9 protein-coding genes and 1 tRNA gene are annotated in these 14,929 nt (G+C 61.9%); 6 read left to right on the top strand and 4 right to left on the bottom strand.

Going from position 1 to position 14,929, the window contains the following annotated elements; genetic code table 11:
• Positions 1 to 52: 52 nt before the first annotated feature.
• The 4 genes from ACVWYF_RS13600 (at position 53) to ACVWYF_RS13585 (ending at position 7,582) form a co-directional block, all read left to right on the top strand.
• On the top strand, positions 53 to 1,162 hold the full coding sequence (locus ACVWYF_RS13600; protein WP_457068847.1) for a glycosyltransferase family protein: 1,110 nt from the start codon (positions 53 to 55) through the stop codon (positions 1,160 to 1,162).
• A gap of 84 nt (positions 1,163 to 1,246) precedes the next feature.
• Positions 1,247 to 3,286, top strand: a complete 2,040-nt coding sequence (locus ACVWYF_RS13595) for a peptidylprolyl isomerase (RefSeq protein WP_457068845.1) — start codon at positions 1,247 to 1,249, stop codon at positions 3,284 to 3,286.
• 88 nt (positions 3,287 to 3,374) lie between these two features.
• Positions 3,375 to 4,190, top strand: a complete 816-nt coding sequence (locus ACVWYF_RS13590) for a mechanosensitive ion channel family protein (protein ID WP_457068843.1) — start codon at positions 3,375 to 3,377, stop codon at positions 4,188 to 4,190.
• Positions 4,191 to 4,396: 206 nt separating this feature from the next.
• Positions 4,397 to 7,582 carry a PAS domain S-box protein gene (locus tag ACVWYF_RS13585; RefSeq protein WP_457068841.1) on the top strand — a complete coding sequence of 1,062 codons (3,186 nt, stop codon included), beginning with the start codon at positions 4,397 to 4,399 and terminating at the stop codon, positions 7,580 to 7,582.
• A gap of 15 nt (positions 7,583 to 7,597) precedes the next feature.
• Here the strand turns inward: ACVWYF_RS13585 and ACVWYF_RS13580 are convergent, their stop codons facing one another.
• Entirely contained in the window at positions 7,598 to 8,578 is a 981-nt protein-coding gene (locus ACVWYF_RS13580) for an aldo/keto reductase (RefSeq protein WP_457068839.1), read from the bottom strand.
• Between the two features lie 16 nt (positions 8,579 to 8,594).
• Positions 8,595 to 8,939: a cupin domain-containing protein gene (locus tag ACVWYF_RS13575; RefSeq protein WP_457068837.1), complete on the bottom strand. Its 345-nt coding sequence runs from the start codon at positions 8,937 to 8,939 to the stop codon at positions 8,595 to 8,597.
• A gap of 182 nt (positions 8,940 to 9,121) precedes the next feature.
• On the opposite strand from ACVWYF_RS13575, the gene ACVWYF_RS13570 reads away from it, so the two are divergent.
• Positions 9,122 to 9,955: a serine O-acetyltransferase gene (locus ACVWYF_RS13570; protein ID WP_457068835.1), complete on the top strand. Its 834-nt coding sequence runs from the start codon at positions 9,122 to 9,124 to the stop codon at positions 9,953 to 9,955.
• A 114-nt stretch (positions 9,956 to 10,069) separates the two neighbouring features.
• Positions 10,070 to 10,993: a cysteine synthase A gene (gene cysK, locus ACVWYF_RS13565; protein ID WP_457068833.1), complete on the top strand. Its 924-nt coding sequence runs from the start codon at positions 10,070 to 10,072 to the stop codon at positions 10,991 to 10,993.
• 79 nt (positions 10,994 to 11,072) lie between these two features.
• On the opposite strand, the gene ACVWYF_RS13560 is transcribed toward cysK, so the two are convergent.
• A tRNA-Ala gene (locus ACVWYF_RS13560) sits at positions 11,073 to 11,146 on the bottom strand.
• A 185-nt stretch (positions 11,147 to 11,331) separates the two neighbouring features.
• Positions 11,332 to 14,850, bottom strand: coding sequence for an outer membrane beta-barrel protein (locus ACVWYF_RS13555; protein ID WP_457068831.1), 3,519 nt, complete (start codon positions 14,848 to 14,850; stop codon positions 11,332 to 11,334).
• Positions 14,851 to 14,929: the final 79 nt, after the last annotated feature.

The raw sequence follows: 14,929 nt of genomic DNA, 5'->3' as shown, positions 1-14,929 counted from the left end.
ATTGCTTCGCTACGCTCGCAATGACAGGTTTTTACCGCGCATCTTTGCGCCCATGAAGATTTTATACGGAGTGCCCGGCGAGGGCCTGGGCCACGCCACCCGCAGCAAAGTTGTCATCGGCCACCTGCTGGCCCAGGGGCACGAAGTACAAGTGGTGAGCAGCAGCCGCGCCTACACCATGCTGGCGGCGGCCTTCCCCGGCCGGGTGCATGAAATCCGGGGCTTTCATTTGGCGTATAATGGATTGGCGGTGAGCAAGCTGCGCACGGCCGTGCTCACATTGCGCACCGCGCCGGAAGACTTGCGCGTCAACTTCGCCCGCTACCGGGAGCTGCTGGGCGATTTCGAGCCGGAAGTGGTGGTTTCGGATTTCGAGTCCTTCAGCTATTTGTTTGCGAAGCTGCGCCGGCTGCCCATTGTCAGTATTGACAACATGCAGATTATCAGCCGGACTAAGCTGAACGTGGCGGTGCCAAAATCCGAGCGCGAAAACTACCAGGTGGCCAAAAGCATTGTGCGGGCCAAGCTGCCGCACAGCCGCCATTACGTCGTCACCACGTTCTTCGATTTGCCGCTGGCCAAGCAGCGTACCACGCTGGTACCGCCCATTATCCGGCCCGAAATCCTGGCCGCCGCGCCCACCAACGGCCAGCACGTATTGGTCTATCAATCGGCCACCACGCAGCAGAACCTGGTGCCGCTGCTGCAACAGCTGCCCGACCAGGAGTTTCGCGTCTACGGCTTCAACAAGCAGGAAAGCCACGGCAACGTGCAGCTCTGCGCCTTTTCCGAAGCCGGTTTCATTGCCGACTTGGCCAGCGCCCGCGCCGTGATTACTAACGGCGGCTTCTCGCTGATTTCGGAGGCCGTGTTCCTCCACAAGCCCATCTGTGCCATTCCCATTCCGGCCCAGTTCGAGCAGTGGCTGAACGCCGCCGAAGTGCAGCAAATGGGCTACGGCCGGCATTTCGAGGCCATCACGGCCGACAACCTGCGGGCGTTTATTGCCGGGCTGGCGGGTTTTGAGGCCGCGCTGGCCAGCTACCAGCAGGAGGGGAATAACGTGCTGTTTGCCGGGCTCGATGCGCTGCTGAAGGACATCGGGACGGAGTATTTGCCCAGCGAGGCCGAGCCGCAGGAGGACTCCTGGGGCGGTGAGTAGCGCATGCTTCAGCTTGCGCCCCGGTCCAGCCGAAACCACTTTTGTCCCGTAAGCGCAAGCTAAAGCATCCGCTCCAACTCCCTCATGCCCATTCGTTCCTTTCGTTTCTGGCCGCTGCTGCTACTGGCGGCTGCCTGCGCCCGCACGCCGCGCCCCAGCACTGGCCTCGCCAACAAATACCACGACGCCACCATCCGCCAAATCGGCACGGCGCAGGATGAGCGCAACGCCGCCGCCCTGCTGCCCTTCCTCACCAACGGCAAACCTACCTACCGGCGCGAGGCCGCCCTGGCGCTGGCCTCGGTGCAAGCCCCGGCCGCCGTGCCCGGCCTGATTCCGCTGCTGCGCGATGCCGACCCCGGCGTGCGCCGCGCCGCCGCCTACGCCCTGGGCCAGACCGGCGACAGCACCGCCGTGGACAGCCTGCGGGTGCGCGTCCTCAAAGAAAACGACGGCACGGTGCGCCGCTACGTGCATGAAGCCCTGGGCCGCGCCGTCACCCGCCACAGCCTGCCCGAGCTCTGGCGCGTCGAAATCCTGAACGATACTTCCCGCGCCGCCGCCCTGGCCTGGGGCCTGAGCCGCGCCGCCCTGCGCGGCCTGGTTTCGCCCGAAACCATCCGGCGCACGGTAGCAGTGCTGAACTCACCCAAATTGCCCGGACGCGGCCGGCTGGCGGCCGTGGTAGCCCTGTCGCGTACACGGGGACTCGATACTGATTTGAAAAGACTGGCCGAAACAACGTTGCTGCGCCTAGCCCAGCGAGACCGGTCGTACGCCGTACGGGCGGCGGCCGTCACCACCCTGGGTAGAATTGCAGCATTAGTGCCGGATGCCGCCGCTGCATCAACGCCTGTGCCAGCCAAAGTCCTGACTTCTGCCGCCGTGCTCACCCGCCTTGCCACCAAAGACCCCGACTACCGGGTGCGGCTCAGCGCCATCCGGGCCTTGCCGTTTGATGCGGAAAACTACCCGGCCAGCCGCAAAGCCGTGTTCACAGCCCTCAACCGCGACCAGCCGGCCGTGGCCCTCACGGCCGCCGAATGGCTGCTGACCCATGCCAAAGGCGAGTCGGGCGCGGCGCTGGCTGCCCTGGCCGACGGCAACAAGCAGGCCTCGTTGCGGGTGCGGGCGGCATTGCTCCGGGCGGCCGTACATCACGCCAGCCCGGCGGCCCGCCCCAGCCTCCTCGAAACTATTGAGAAGCGCTACCCGACCGCGCCCACGGTGTATGAGAAGGGCTTTTTGCTGGAAGCCCTGAGTGAGGACCCGGCCGCGTTCGACTTCGTGCGAACTGAGGCCTTCGCGGCGGGGCAGTCGCCGGTGGTGGCGGGCTATGCGCTGGGCGCATTGCTCAGCATGCGCCGCAATGCCGATTTCCCGGCCGGCCGCCAGGCCGATTTCGCCGCTGCCATGCGCCAGGCCTTGGCCAGCGGTGACGTGGCCCAGCTCGGCACCGCCGCCGAGGCGCTGGCCGATGCCAAGCTTTACCCCGAAGCGCAGCCGGCCGACCTCGCGGCCCTGCGTGCGGCCCAGGCTAAATTGCAGCTACCGACCGAAATTGAAGCCTGGCAGGGAATTCAGCAAGCCATCGATAAGCTGACCAAAGCCCCCAAGTCCACGCCTTCGCCGCTGGCCACGGCCCAGCAGCACCCGATAGACTGGGCCGTGGTGCAGGGCGTGCCGCTGGGCCAGCAGGTGCGGCTGCGTACCAGCAAGGGCATTATTCTGCTGGAATTGAAGCCCGAGGAAGCGCCCGGCGCGGTGGCCAGCTTCGTCACGCTCATCGGCCAGCATTTCTACGATAACCTGTATTTCCACCGCGTGGTGCCCAATTTCGTAGCGCAGGGCGGCGACCCGCGCGGCGATGGCAACGGCAGCGCCCCCTACAACCTGCGCTCCGAGTTTGGCGACCTGCGCTACGAGGAAGGCAGCGTGGGCCTGGCCTCAGCCGGCAAGGACACCGAGAGCTGCCAGTTCTTCATCACCCACACGCCCACGCCCCACTTGGATGGCCGCTATCCCATCTTCGCCCAGGTAGTTGGCGGTATGGACGTGGTACACAAGCTCGATATCGGCGACCAAATTCTGGGCGTAGAGCTGGTGGCCGCACCCGCGCTATAACAATTTTAGCGACTATTATCAGTAATTTGGAGCTTCAGGCTGCGCCTTCTGCCTGATGTTTGTTGTGTTCTCCTTTCCATCTATTGCCATGAACCAAGTAACCACCTACGCCCAGCAACTACAAGCTCTGGCCCTGCTCTACCTGCCCCGCGTGCTCATGGCCGGGGTGGCGCTGGTGGTGGGCTGGTGGCTCATTGGCTGGGCCAGCCGCATTATAGCCACCGCCGCCACGCGGCTGGATGTGTCGCTGGCCTCGTTCCTGACCAGTCTGGTCAACATCGTGCTCAAAGTGCTGCTGCTGATATCGGTGGCCGGCATGGTGGGCTTCGAAACCACGTCGTTTGTGGCCATTCTGGGGGCGGCGGGGCTGGCGGTGGGGCTGGCCTTGCAGGGCACGCTGGCCAACTTTGCGGGCGGAGTACTCATTCTGATTTTCAAGCCCTACGTGGTGGGCGATACCATTGAGTCGCAGGGCAAAACGGGCGAGGTGCGCGAGATTCAGATTTTCAACACCATCCTTATCACGCCGCAGGGCGACACCGTCATTCTGCCCAACGGGGCCACATCCAACAACGTCATCATCAACAAAACGGCCCAGAACAAGGCCCTGGTTGAAATTGTGGCTGACCTCGACAATGCTACCGACCTGGCGGCCCTGCGCGCCTGGGCCATCCCGCTGCTGCAGGCCGACGAAGACGTGCTGCAAACCCCCGCGCCGCAGGTGGCCGTCACGGCCCTCAAGCCGGGCGGCATGACGGTGGCCTTCCGGGCCTATACCCCGGCCGGCCGCAATGTTCCGGCCCAGGCGCGCCTCATCGAGCAGCTCCAGCGCGCCCTGGCCCAGCAGGGCGTGGGCAGCCCGGTGCCAGTGCAGCACAGCTACGTGCGCACCCTGCCCGAATAAGGCGGCGGCCCGGCCCAGCCCCGCCGCTAAAGTCCATAGAATACATTTTCTCGTATACTTTCCCGGTTGTGCCTCCTTTTCCACCTTTTTGAGCAAGAGCCGGCTTAGCTTACTGCTTTTGCCACTGCCGGTTACTCAATTCGAAACAACCCGGCCGCCTAGTCAGCGGCCTTCAACCATCGAGTAACTTTTAGCGGCCGCGTTCTATGACCCATGCCGAGCTTGAAGAGGCGCTGGCCCAGCAGAAAACCGCGAATGCACACTTGCGCGCTCAATTAGCTGAGCTGGCCCCGTATTCCACTGCCGCCTACGTGCCGCCCAGCCTATTGGCCTACCTGCTAGAAGAACAGTATACGGCCGTGGTGATGGCCGATGCCGAAGGCCGTGTGCAATGGGTAAATAATGGCTTTACCAAGCTGTGCGGCCTGACAATGAGCGAGCTGGCTGGTCAAAAGCCGGAGAAATTTTTGCGGCCCCACCTGTGCGATGAGGCCACGGTGGCCTACATCAGGGGCAGTATGCAGCGGCATGAGCCGTTTCAGTACGAAGTGGCCAACCCCCGGCCCGGCTCCGACGGCTGGCTGCGCGTGAGCGTACGGCCGGTGGCCGCCGATGGGGTGGTCCATTTTGTGGGCATGCTCGAAGACATTACGGAATGGAAACGGGTCCAGCTGCAACTCGTGGCCAGCGAGCGGCGCTTTCGCGCGCTAGCCGAAAATGTGCCCGGTGTGCTCTACGAGTGGCGTAAGAAGCACGACGGGGCCTACTTTTTCGACTATGTGAGTCCCAAGGTGCAGGAATTGTTCGGAATAGCCCCGCACGAACTCAGCCGCATGACCGATTTTATTCATCCGGATGAGCTGGAAGGATTTCTACAGTCGCTCGACTTTGCGACCCGCAACCACACCTCATGGGAATACGAGGGCCGCATTGTGGTGCCCGGCCAACCCGTTCGCTGGCTGCGGGGCAACTCCAACGTCACCGGCTCCGGTCCCGATTGGGTGACGTACAGCGGGATTCTGCTCGACGTGACGCCCCTCAAGCTGGCCGAAAGCGCCCTGCGCGAAGGCGACCTGCGCCTGGGATTGGCCGTGGAGGGCTTTGGCGACGGAGCCTGGGAGTTGAACCTGCGGACCCATCAAATTTCGTTTTCGTCGGAATACAAGGCCATGCTGGGCTACGATGATGCCGGTTTCCCGGATGAGTACGAAGTCTGGCTCGCCCACATCCACCCCCATAACCTGGACCAGGTATTAGAAGCAGTGCGCCAATACATTTGGACGGGCGGCAAGATGGTGACGGGCGAATACCGCATGCGCTGCCAGGACGGCAATTATAAATGGGTGTTGAACCGGGCCGTAATCACGGCTTGGGATACCAATGGCAACCCCCTAATGCTCAGCGGGCTGCAAAGCGACATTTCGGCCCAGAAGGATGCCGAAGAAGCCCTGCATACCTCTAACCGGCAGCTGGCTACCGTGATTGCGCACTTCCAGGACGGGCTGGTGCTGGAAGATGAAAACCGCCGCATCGTGTTCACCAACGAGGCCTTTTGCCGGCTGCTCGAAACCCCCGTGGCCCCCGCCCGCCTCCACGGCCGCGACGGTGCTTGGCTCACCGAAGGCTCCCGCAAATACGTGCGGAAGCCGCACCAGTACGTGGCCCGCATTGCGGCCCTGCTGCGCCGTCGCCAGCCCGCTACCGGCGACATTATCCCGTTGCGCGACGGCCGCACCCTGCAACGGGCCTTCACGCCCATCTTCGACGGCTCCCGCTACGTGGGCCACCTCTGGAAGTACGAAGACATTACGGCCCGCATCAAGGCAGAAGAGGACCTGAAGCGCCGCGAGGAAAAATACCGGGGTATCATCGAAAATATGTCGCTGGGGCTGGTGGAGGCCGATTTGAACGACCACCTGCTCTACGCCAACCACAGCTTTTGCGACATGACCGGCTACTGCACCGACGAGTTGGCCGGCCAGCGCCTCTCGCCGCTGCTGCTCAGCGGCCCCGACCTGGAGCTGGTGGAAAGCAAGCTGCGCAACCGCGAGCACGGCATTTCCGATTCCTACGAGATTGTGGTGACCACCAAAACCGGCGAGCGCAAGTGGCTGCTGGTGAGCGGTGCGCCGCTCTATGACGAGCACCAGCGGCACATCGGCTCCATTGGAATCTACCTCGACGTGACCGTCCAGAAGCACCTCGAAACCAGCCTGCGCGAAGCCAAAGTGCAGGCCGAAAGCAGCACCCGCGCCAAGCAGGATTTCCTGGCCAACATGAGCCACGAAATTCGCACGCCCATGAACGCCATCTTGGGCATGAGCCAGCTGCTGGCCAAAACCCCGCTGGCGGCCCCGCAGGCCAGCTACCTGCACGCCATCACGGCCTCGGCGGAAAACCTGCTCGTCATCATCAACGACATTCTCGACCTTTCCAAAATTGAGGCGGGCCAGCTGGCCATCGAGCACATCGGGTTCAGCCCCGGCAGTATATGTGCGCAGGTCAAAAAAACCCTGCAATACAAAGCCGAGGAAAAGGGCCTCACCTTCATCGTCAGCCTCGACCCGGCCCTGCCCGAAGTCGTGCTCGGCGACCCCTTCCGCCTCACCCAGGTGCTGCTGAACCTGGCCGGCAACTCCGTGAAATTTACCGAGCAGGGCACGGTCCGCGTCAGCTGCCAGTTGCTCGAGCACCCGAATCCGGACGAAGTGCTGGCCCAGTTCACGGTGGAGGATACCGGCATTGGCATTGAAACCCAGTACCTGAAACACATTTTTGATGATTTCAGCCAGGAAGATTCGACCGTGACGCGGCGCTTTGGCGGTACCGGCCTGGGCCTGGGCATCAGCAACAAGCTGGTACTCCTGCTGGGCGGCGAGCTGTGCATCGAAAGCCGGAAAAACCACGGCACCACCAGTCGCTTTACCTTGCGCCTGCCCGTGGGCGATGCCCGGCATCTCGCGCCAAAGGACCACGGCGACCCCGAAGGCCTGCAACAGGAGCTGCGCGGCAAGCGCATTCTGCTGGTCGAAGACAACCTGTTTAACCGGATGCTGGCCACCAGCTTTCTTGCCAATGCCGGCCTGCGCGTGACGGAAGCCCCCAACGGCCAGGCCGCCATCGAACTGGCGGGCCTCCAGGTGTTTGACCTGATTTTGATGGATGTGCAGATGCCCATCAAAAACGGCTATGAAGCTACCCGCATCCTGCGGCAGGAGCTGGGCCTCACCGTGCCCATCATCGCCCTCACCGCCAACGCCATCACCGGCGAGCGGGAAAAGTGCCTGGCCGCTGGCATGAACGACTATCTGAGCAAGCCCTTCCAGGAGTTCTCGCTTCTGAAAATGGTGCATGATTGGGCCGTGGCGGCCCCGCGCAGTTCCGGCCACTAAGCCCGGGGAGTCGGGCTAACGGTTCACCAGCTTCAGCGCTCCCTCGCCGTAGCGGGCACCCACCACGGGGTGGGCTACCAGTAGGGCGCGTAACTGGTCTATATCATAGACAGTCAGCTCAACATCAGCTGCGGCTGCGTTTTCTTCGAGATACTTTGGCCGCTTGGTGCCCGGAATGGGGATGATGTGGGCATCCTGCGCCAGCAGCCACGCCAGCGCCAGCTGCGCCGTGCTGATGCCCCGCGCTTCGGCCAGCTGCCGCAGCCCGGCCACCAGCGGCGCGTTGGCATCGCCTACCTCGGCCCCGAAGCGGGGCATGCTGCGCCGCAGGTCTTTATCGGCCAGCTGCGGGCCGACGGCGGTGAGCAGCCCGCGCCCCAGCGGCGAAAACGGCACCAGGCTGATGCCCAACTCCTGACAAGCAGGCAAAATGGCTGTCTCCACATCGCGGGTAAACATCGAATACTCCGACTGCAGCGCCGCAATGGGGTGCGTGGCCGCCGCCCGCCGCAACGAAGCCGCCGAGGCCTCCGACAGGCCCAGAAACCGCACTTTGCCGGCCTGCACCAATGCTGCCATCGCGCCCACCATCTCCTCCACCGGCACGGCCGGGTCGATGCGGTGGGCGTAGTACAGGTCGATGGTATCGATGCCCAAGCGTTGCAGGCTGGCATCGCAGGCTGCCGCAATCCGCTCCGGGCGCACGTCCACAGCCGAGCCGCCAGCCCCGTCGGCCACAAAGCCAAACTTGGTGGCCAGGAAAAGCTGGTTGCGATTGGGTGCCAGCACCTGCCGCAACAAGGTCTCGTTGGCCCCAAAACCATAGATGTCGGCCGTGTCCCAGAACGTTACACCCAGCTCCAGCGCCCGGTGCAGCGTGGCCACGGCCTCGCGCTCGTCGCTGGGGCCATAGGCGTAGTCCGAGGCCATCGACATACAGCCCAGGCCCAGGGCGGAAACGTGCTGGCCGGTGCGGCCCAGTTCGCGGGTTTTCATAAACGTTATCAGTTGTTTATTTCTCTTCGCGGCCATGCACCTGGGCCGGTGGCGACGTGGCTTCTACGGCCGAGAAGCTTTCCAGAATCTTGTAAGTGTGCTCCGTGTTCTTGGGCACCACCCAGGAATTGCCGGGCTCCAGAACAACCATCTGGCCCGCCAGATGCAGTTCGGCGCGGCCACTGAGTACGTAGCCTACTGTTTCGTAGGGCCGGGTGGCGGGGGCTTTGGGCTCGCCCGGCTGCTCGTTTTCCCACATGCGCATGGCGATGTGTGTGCCCGAAGCCAGGTACTTCTCCCCATCGGGACCGGTAGGGGAGTGCTTGGAATCAACTTTGGTGATGGAGGTATCGGCTGCCATGATAATGTGGAAAAAGTGAAGCAGGAGGAAAAGAAGAGTATCTTTTGGCCCGGTGGCCGCAGTGGCCAGTGAGGTACTGGCTAAACGGCAAAGGCCGCGCCGCCGTTGCCCGGACGCTCAAAACCTTACCCCGCGCCACCGGTTGATTCCTCTGGTTCTTTTCGCTTATGTTTTCAGCCCCCGTGCTTCCCCATTCCTTTGCCGAAGAGTTGGCTCGCGCCCACTCCGTGGCCCCCGACGCCCTGCCCGGGGCCGCCTTCTGCGCCCTCGCCGATGGCCTGCTCGCCCTGCTTTTTCCGCAACGCGCCGAGCGGCCTCTGCCCACGGCCGACGCTGTGGAAGCTGAGCTCCAATACTTCCGGGCCGAGTTGGCCGTACTGCTCGCCGATGTGCCCGCGCTGCCCGCCTCACCCTCCGCCTTGGCCGATGAATTCACCGCCCAGCTGCCGGCGCTACGGGCGGCCCTGTTGCGCGATGCCAGCGCCATTCTGGCCAGCGACCCCGCCGCCCAGGGCCTGGCCGAAATTATCAGCTCTTATCCGGGTTTCTACGCCACGGCGCTCTACCGGCTGGCCCACGCCCTGCACCAGCGGGGCCTGCCGCGCCTGCCGCGCCTGCTGAGTGAGTACGCGCACCAACGCACCGGCGTCGACATCCACCCCGGGGCGCACATCGGGCCGGCCTTTTGCATCGACCACGGCACGGGCCTCGTCATCGGCGAAACGGCGGTTATCGGAGCCAATGTGCAGATATATCAAGGTGTCACGCTCGGGGCGCTTAGCGTCACCAAGGGCTTGCAGGGCACCAAGCGCCACCCCACCATTGAGGACCATGTGGTCATCTACGCGGGCGCTACTATCCTGGGGGGGAGTACGGTGGTGGGGGCGCACAGCATCATCGGGGGCAACGTGTGGCTGACCGAAAGCGTACCCTCGCATTCGCGGGTATATCACCGGGCGCACATCCAGATTTCGCGCAACGTCGACCCGGCGGCCGAGCTGGTTTTTTCCATCTGACCAATGAGTGAATGGCTAAATGGGCGAATGAGGTATTCATTTCCGTTCGCTCGTATTCATTTACTTAGTGCTCACTCACTCATTCATCCATTCGTCCATTCACTCATTGCCCATATGAAAGCTAATTCCATCCTCGATACCATCGGCAACACGCCAATGGTGCGCCTCAACCGCATTTTTGCTGCCGTCCGCCCCGATGTGGAAGTGTGGGTGAAACTGGAACGGGCCAACCCCGGCGGGTCCATCAAAGACCGCATTGCCCTGAGCATGGTTGAGCAGGCCGAGAAGGACGGCATCATTACCAAAGACAGCCTGATTGTGGAGCCCACTTCCGGCAATACCGGCGTGGGCCTGGCCCTGGTAGCCGCCGTGAAAGGCTATAAGCTCACCCTCGTGATGCCCGAAAGCATGAGCATCGAGCGCCGCCGCCTCATGGCCGCCTACGGAGCCAGCCTGGAGCTCACGCCCCGCGAAAAGGGCATGAAGGGTGCCATCGAGAAAGCCCAGGAAATAGTGGCCAACACGCCCGGTGCCTGGATGCCCATGCAGTTTTCCAACCCCGCCAACCCCAAAATACACGCCGAAACCACGGCCCTCGAAATCCTGCGCGATGCGCCCGAGGGCTTCGACTTCCACATTACCGGCGTGGGCACCGGCGGCCACATCACTGCCGTCACGGAAGTGCTCAAGCCGCATTTCCCCAACATGAAAACCTTTGCCGTTGAGCCCGAGGCCTCGCCCGTCATCAGCGGGGGAGCCCCGGGGCCGCACCCCATCCAGGGCATCGGGGCCGGCTTCATCCCCGAAAACCTCCACGTCGACATCCTCGACGGCACCATCCAGGTATCGCAGGCGGAGGCCTACGAGATGACACGCCGCGCTGCCCGCGAGGAAGGCATATTCGTGGGTGTGTCGTCGGGCGCGTCGTTGGCCGCCATCGCCAAAAAGCTACCCGACATGCCCCAGGGCAGCCGCGTGCTTACCTTCTGCTACGACACCGGCGAGCGGTACCTGTCGGTTGAAGGGCTGTTTGTATAGCGGTGATATAGCCACCACAAAAAACGCCCCTGGAAATATATCCAGGGGCGTTTTTCTTTTTCCTTGTTCACTTCTTCAGTGGAGAATATCGGAGTCGAACCGATGACCTCTTGCATGCCATGCAAGCGCTCTAGCCAACTGAGCTAATCCCCCTGATTGGTTGTTTACCGCCGTGCCATTTGCGCTTTGGTTCGACAAAAGTACGGGCGAATATTGGTTTGGCAAGTGCTGGACGCATCTTTTTCGCTAAAAAGACGCAAGCCTCAAACAATCAGGCACAAAAAAAGAGGGCAGGAATTTCTTCCTGCCCTCTCCTAGGCTATGCTAAGCCGGAAAGCTTAGTTGAAGATGTAGCGGATGCCCACCTGGCCCTGCCAGCGCGAACCGAGGCCGCCCGTGTCGTTGCGGAAGGTATCGGTCAGCTTGGTACCGGGGGTTACGGTGTTGTCAGCATTTTTCACTGGGTTAACCAGGTAGCTGTACTCAAACACGGGCTGGCCGGCGGCATTGTAGCCGTCAAACTTGAGCGGGTTGGTGCGGTTAGGCGTCTGAACCGTGCCCCAGCTGCTGTTCAGCAGGTTGCCGATGTTGAAGATATCCAGGCTCAACTGCAGGGTGTTGCGATTGCTGCCGATGTTAGTGAAGATATCCTGGAGCAGGCGGAAGTCCAGACGGTTCAGCCACGGACGGACGGCACCGTTACGCTCGGCGTACTCGCCGCGGTGCTTGCTGAGGTAGCTGTCCTGGGTGATGAAGTTGTTCAGGTCGTTCCACTGGTCGGCCGACGAATACACGCCACCGCCCTGGGCAGTTGTGAGGGTGATGGGCTGCAGGTTGATTTCGCTCTGGGTACGGGGGATGTACATCAGGTCGTTTGCAGTCTGACCGTCGCCGTTCATGTCGCCCGAGTACACATAGGAGTAGCGGGCCGTGAAGCCGCTAATAGCAGGGGCACCTTCGTAGAACATCGAGAGCGTGGTGCCTAGGTGGCCCACATATTCCTTACGGTACGAAGCCGAAACGATAACGCGGTGCTGCTGCAGGTAGCTCGAATAGCTCAGAGCATCAGCATTCGGGTCACCCGACACTGAACGGTCGCGCCAGATGGACTGGGCAATCGAGCCGCCGTCATTCACCGAGCGCGAGTCGGTGTAGGTGTAGGCCGCGCTGGCGTAGAAACCGCTGGCGAAAGACTTCTGCAGCTGCGCCGTTACGGCGTACGAGTAGCCTTTGTTGGTGTTTTTCATCAGGATGGCGTCGCTGATGTTGGGATTGGTAGCCGAAGCACCGCCGCGGCCAGCGTAAATCTGGCGGTTGAAAGAAGTCGCGGCCAAGCCGTTGGTTACTACCAGAGGGCTGTTAATCGTGTAGAAGATGGGGCGGTTATCCACGCCAACGGCACGGTTGTAGGGGTTGGCCTCCGTGCCAGGCAGGTTTACGTTCTGGTGATACACCGAGTTGATATCTTTCGTGTAGAAAGCCTCCAGCGTACCGATTATGCCACCGGGCAGCTCCTGGTCAACGGCCAAGTTCGTGCGCCATACCTGCGGGAATTTGAAGTCCTTATCCGTCACGGCCAGGTTGTAGGCCGTGTTAGCCGTGGCATTCAGCGGACGGTAAGTATCCACGTTGGCGCTGAACGGATAGATGGAAGCATTCGCGTTGGTAACGGTCTGACCGTTAACAGTCGACGTGGTGGGTACCGCGCCCGACGTGCTGAACGAGCCGAACTGCACACCGTTGTTGCTGGCTTGGTTGGACAGCCACACGAAGGGCACGCGGCCGGTAAAGATGCCTGTACCGCCACGCAACTGCGTCTTGCGGTCGTCATTCACGTCCCAGTTGAAACCGGCCCGTGGCGAAAACAATACCGTTTTCTTCGGCACCGAACCCGTGTTGAGTTGCACGCCGTCGCGGAAGGTGAGGTTGGCCGCGTTGGTGTTCTGCTGCAAGTCCGACGTCAGGAAGGGCACGTCAGCCCGCACGCCGTAGGTTACTTTCAGGTTACTGCGGGGCGACCACTCGTCCTGCAGGTATAAGCCCAACTGCGCCGCCGTGATGTCGGCGAAGGGGAAACCACCGCCGGCGATGGCCGAGTACTGCAGGTTGTAGCGCTGCGGGCCGGGGCGGGTGGTGCCAGCGGCCAAGGGCGAGTAGGTAGCGGTGGCGCGGTCGTAGTTGAAGCCAGCCGAGGCGTAGAAGTCCTCCAGCGAGTTGAAGGAATAGTTGCCGTAGTAGCTCGGCGCGAAACCGTTGCGGAACTTGTAGTACTCATTGTAAGTACCCACCGTCACGTTATGCTTGCCTAGGTAAGCCGTGAAGTTGTCGCCAAACTGGTACACGTCCGAATTCAGCACGTTGAAGGCCGAGAAAGGCTCGTAGCCGAACGTCGTCAGCGAGTTCGAGGCGTTGATGCTGTTGAGGGCTGCACCCGTGCTGCGGCCAACGCTGGTGCCGATGTCAACAAGTGGGAAAATGCCCCCGCTGCTTTCGCGGAAGTCACGGAACGCCGAGTAACCAGCGGTTAGGTTGTTCGAGTACTTGCCACCGCCCAAGGTGCTGTTCAGCTCGGCAATAATCGAGTTCAGGTTGTTGTTGATGCGGTAGTACGAGGACAGGTACGGCAGGCCGAACTGCGACTGCGAGCGCTGTGCGTTGATAGCGCCCGAAGTGCTCGGTGAGATGTCGCTGTACGACTTCAGGTAGTTATACTTGATGTTGAAGCGGTTGTTGTTGTTGATGTTCCAGTCGAGCTTGATGGTCGCTTTGTCGCTGTTCGACTTCAGGTTGTAGTTATCGTACGGGCCGGGGCTATAGCCGTACTGCTGCTGCAGGAAGTTGCTGAGGGCATCAAGGTCACGGGCCGAGGCGTTCGATACGGTACCGCCCGCAATCGGGGCCGTGGTTTCACGGTTGGCGGTGAAGTTGCCCGTGGGCGGGTCGTTGCGGCGCTCCGACTCGGCGTTGATGAAGAAGAACAGCTTGTCCTTGATAATCGGGCCGCCTACGCGAAAGCCGATGTTGTTCAGGTTAAACTTGGGGTAGTCGCTGGTGACGTCGCCTACTTTGCTGCCCACCAGGTTCTGGTTGCGGTAGAAATCATAGATGGAAGCCGATACCTTGTTAGAGCCCGAACGGGTCACTACGTTGATGCCGGCACCCGTGAACGAGCCCTGACGAACGTCGAAAGGGGCAATGCTCACCTGAATCTGGTCGATGGCGTCCAGCGAAATGGGCTGGGCACCGGATTGGCCACCTACCGTCGACGACAAGCCGAAAGCGTTGTTGAAAATGGCACCGTCAACCGTGATGTTGTTGTAGCCGCTGTTGCGGCCGCCGAAGCTCTGGCCGTTGGCCTGGGGAGTGAGACGGGTGAAGTCGTTCAGCGAACGGTTCAGGGTGGGCAGGCGCTCAATGGTTTCGCGCTGCACCGTGGTGCTGGCCCCGGTGTGGTCGGCGCTCATGATGGGGTCGCGGCGGCCGCTGACGGTCACTTCGGCCAACTCCGTCGAGGCATCGCTCAGGGTCTGGTCGAAGCGCAGGCTCTGGCCCAGGGTCAGGGAAATGCCTTCGCGGGTGATGTCTTTGTAACCCACAAACGTGACCCGAACCGTATAAGGACCGCCCACGCGCATGTTCTGGATGTTGAAGCGGCCATCGGAGTTGGTGGGCGCCACGTACTGCGTGTTGGTGGGCGTATGAATGGCAATTACGGTGGCACCGGGCAGGCCCGCGCCGGTTTTATCGGAGATAACTCCGCTCATGGCTGCCGTGGTTGCGCCTTGGCTCCAACCCAACCGGGCCGTCAGAAGCATCAGCGCCAGCAGAAGCAAGTGGCGTAAACGTAAATTATTCATGTTGAAAAAGGTTGGTGGAAACAGTGAGCTTTGTAAAAGCGGGACAAAGGTACGACGGAGCCGAAAGGGTCAATATTAC

This window comes from Hymenobacter sp. UYAg731, assembly GCF_054061335.1.
The sequence above is the reverse complement of the archived record's forward strand: the minus strand, read 5'-3'. Positions and strand labels throughout refer to the sequence as shown.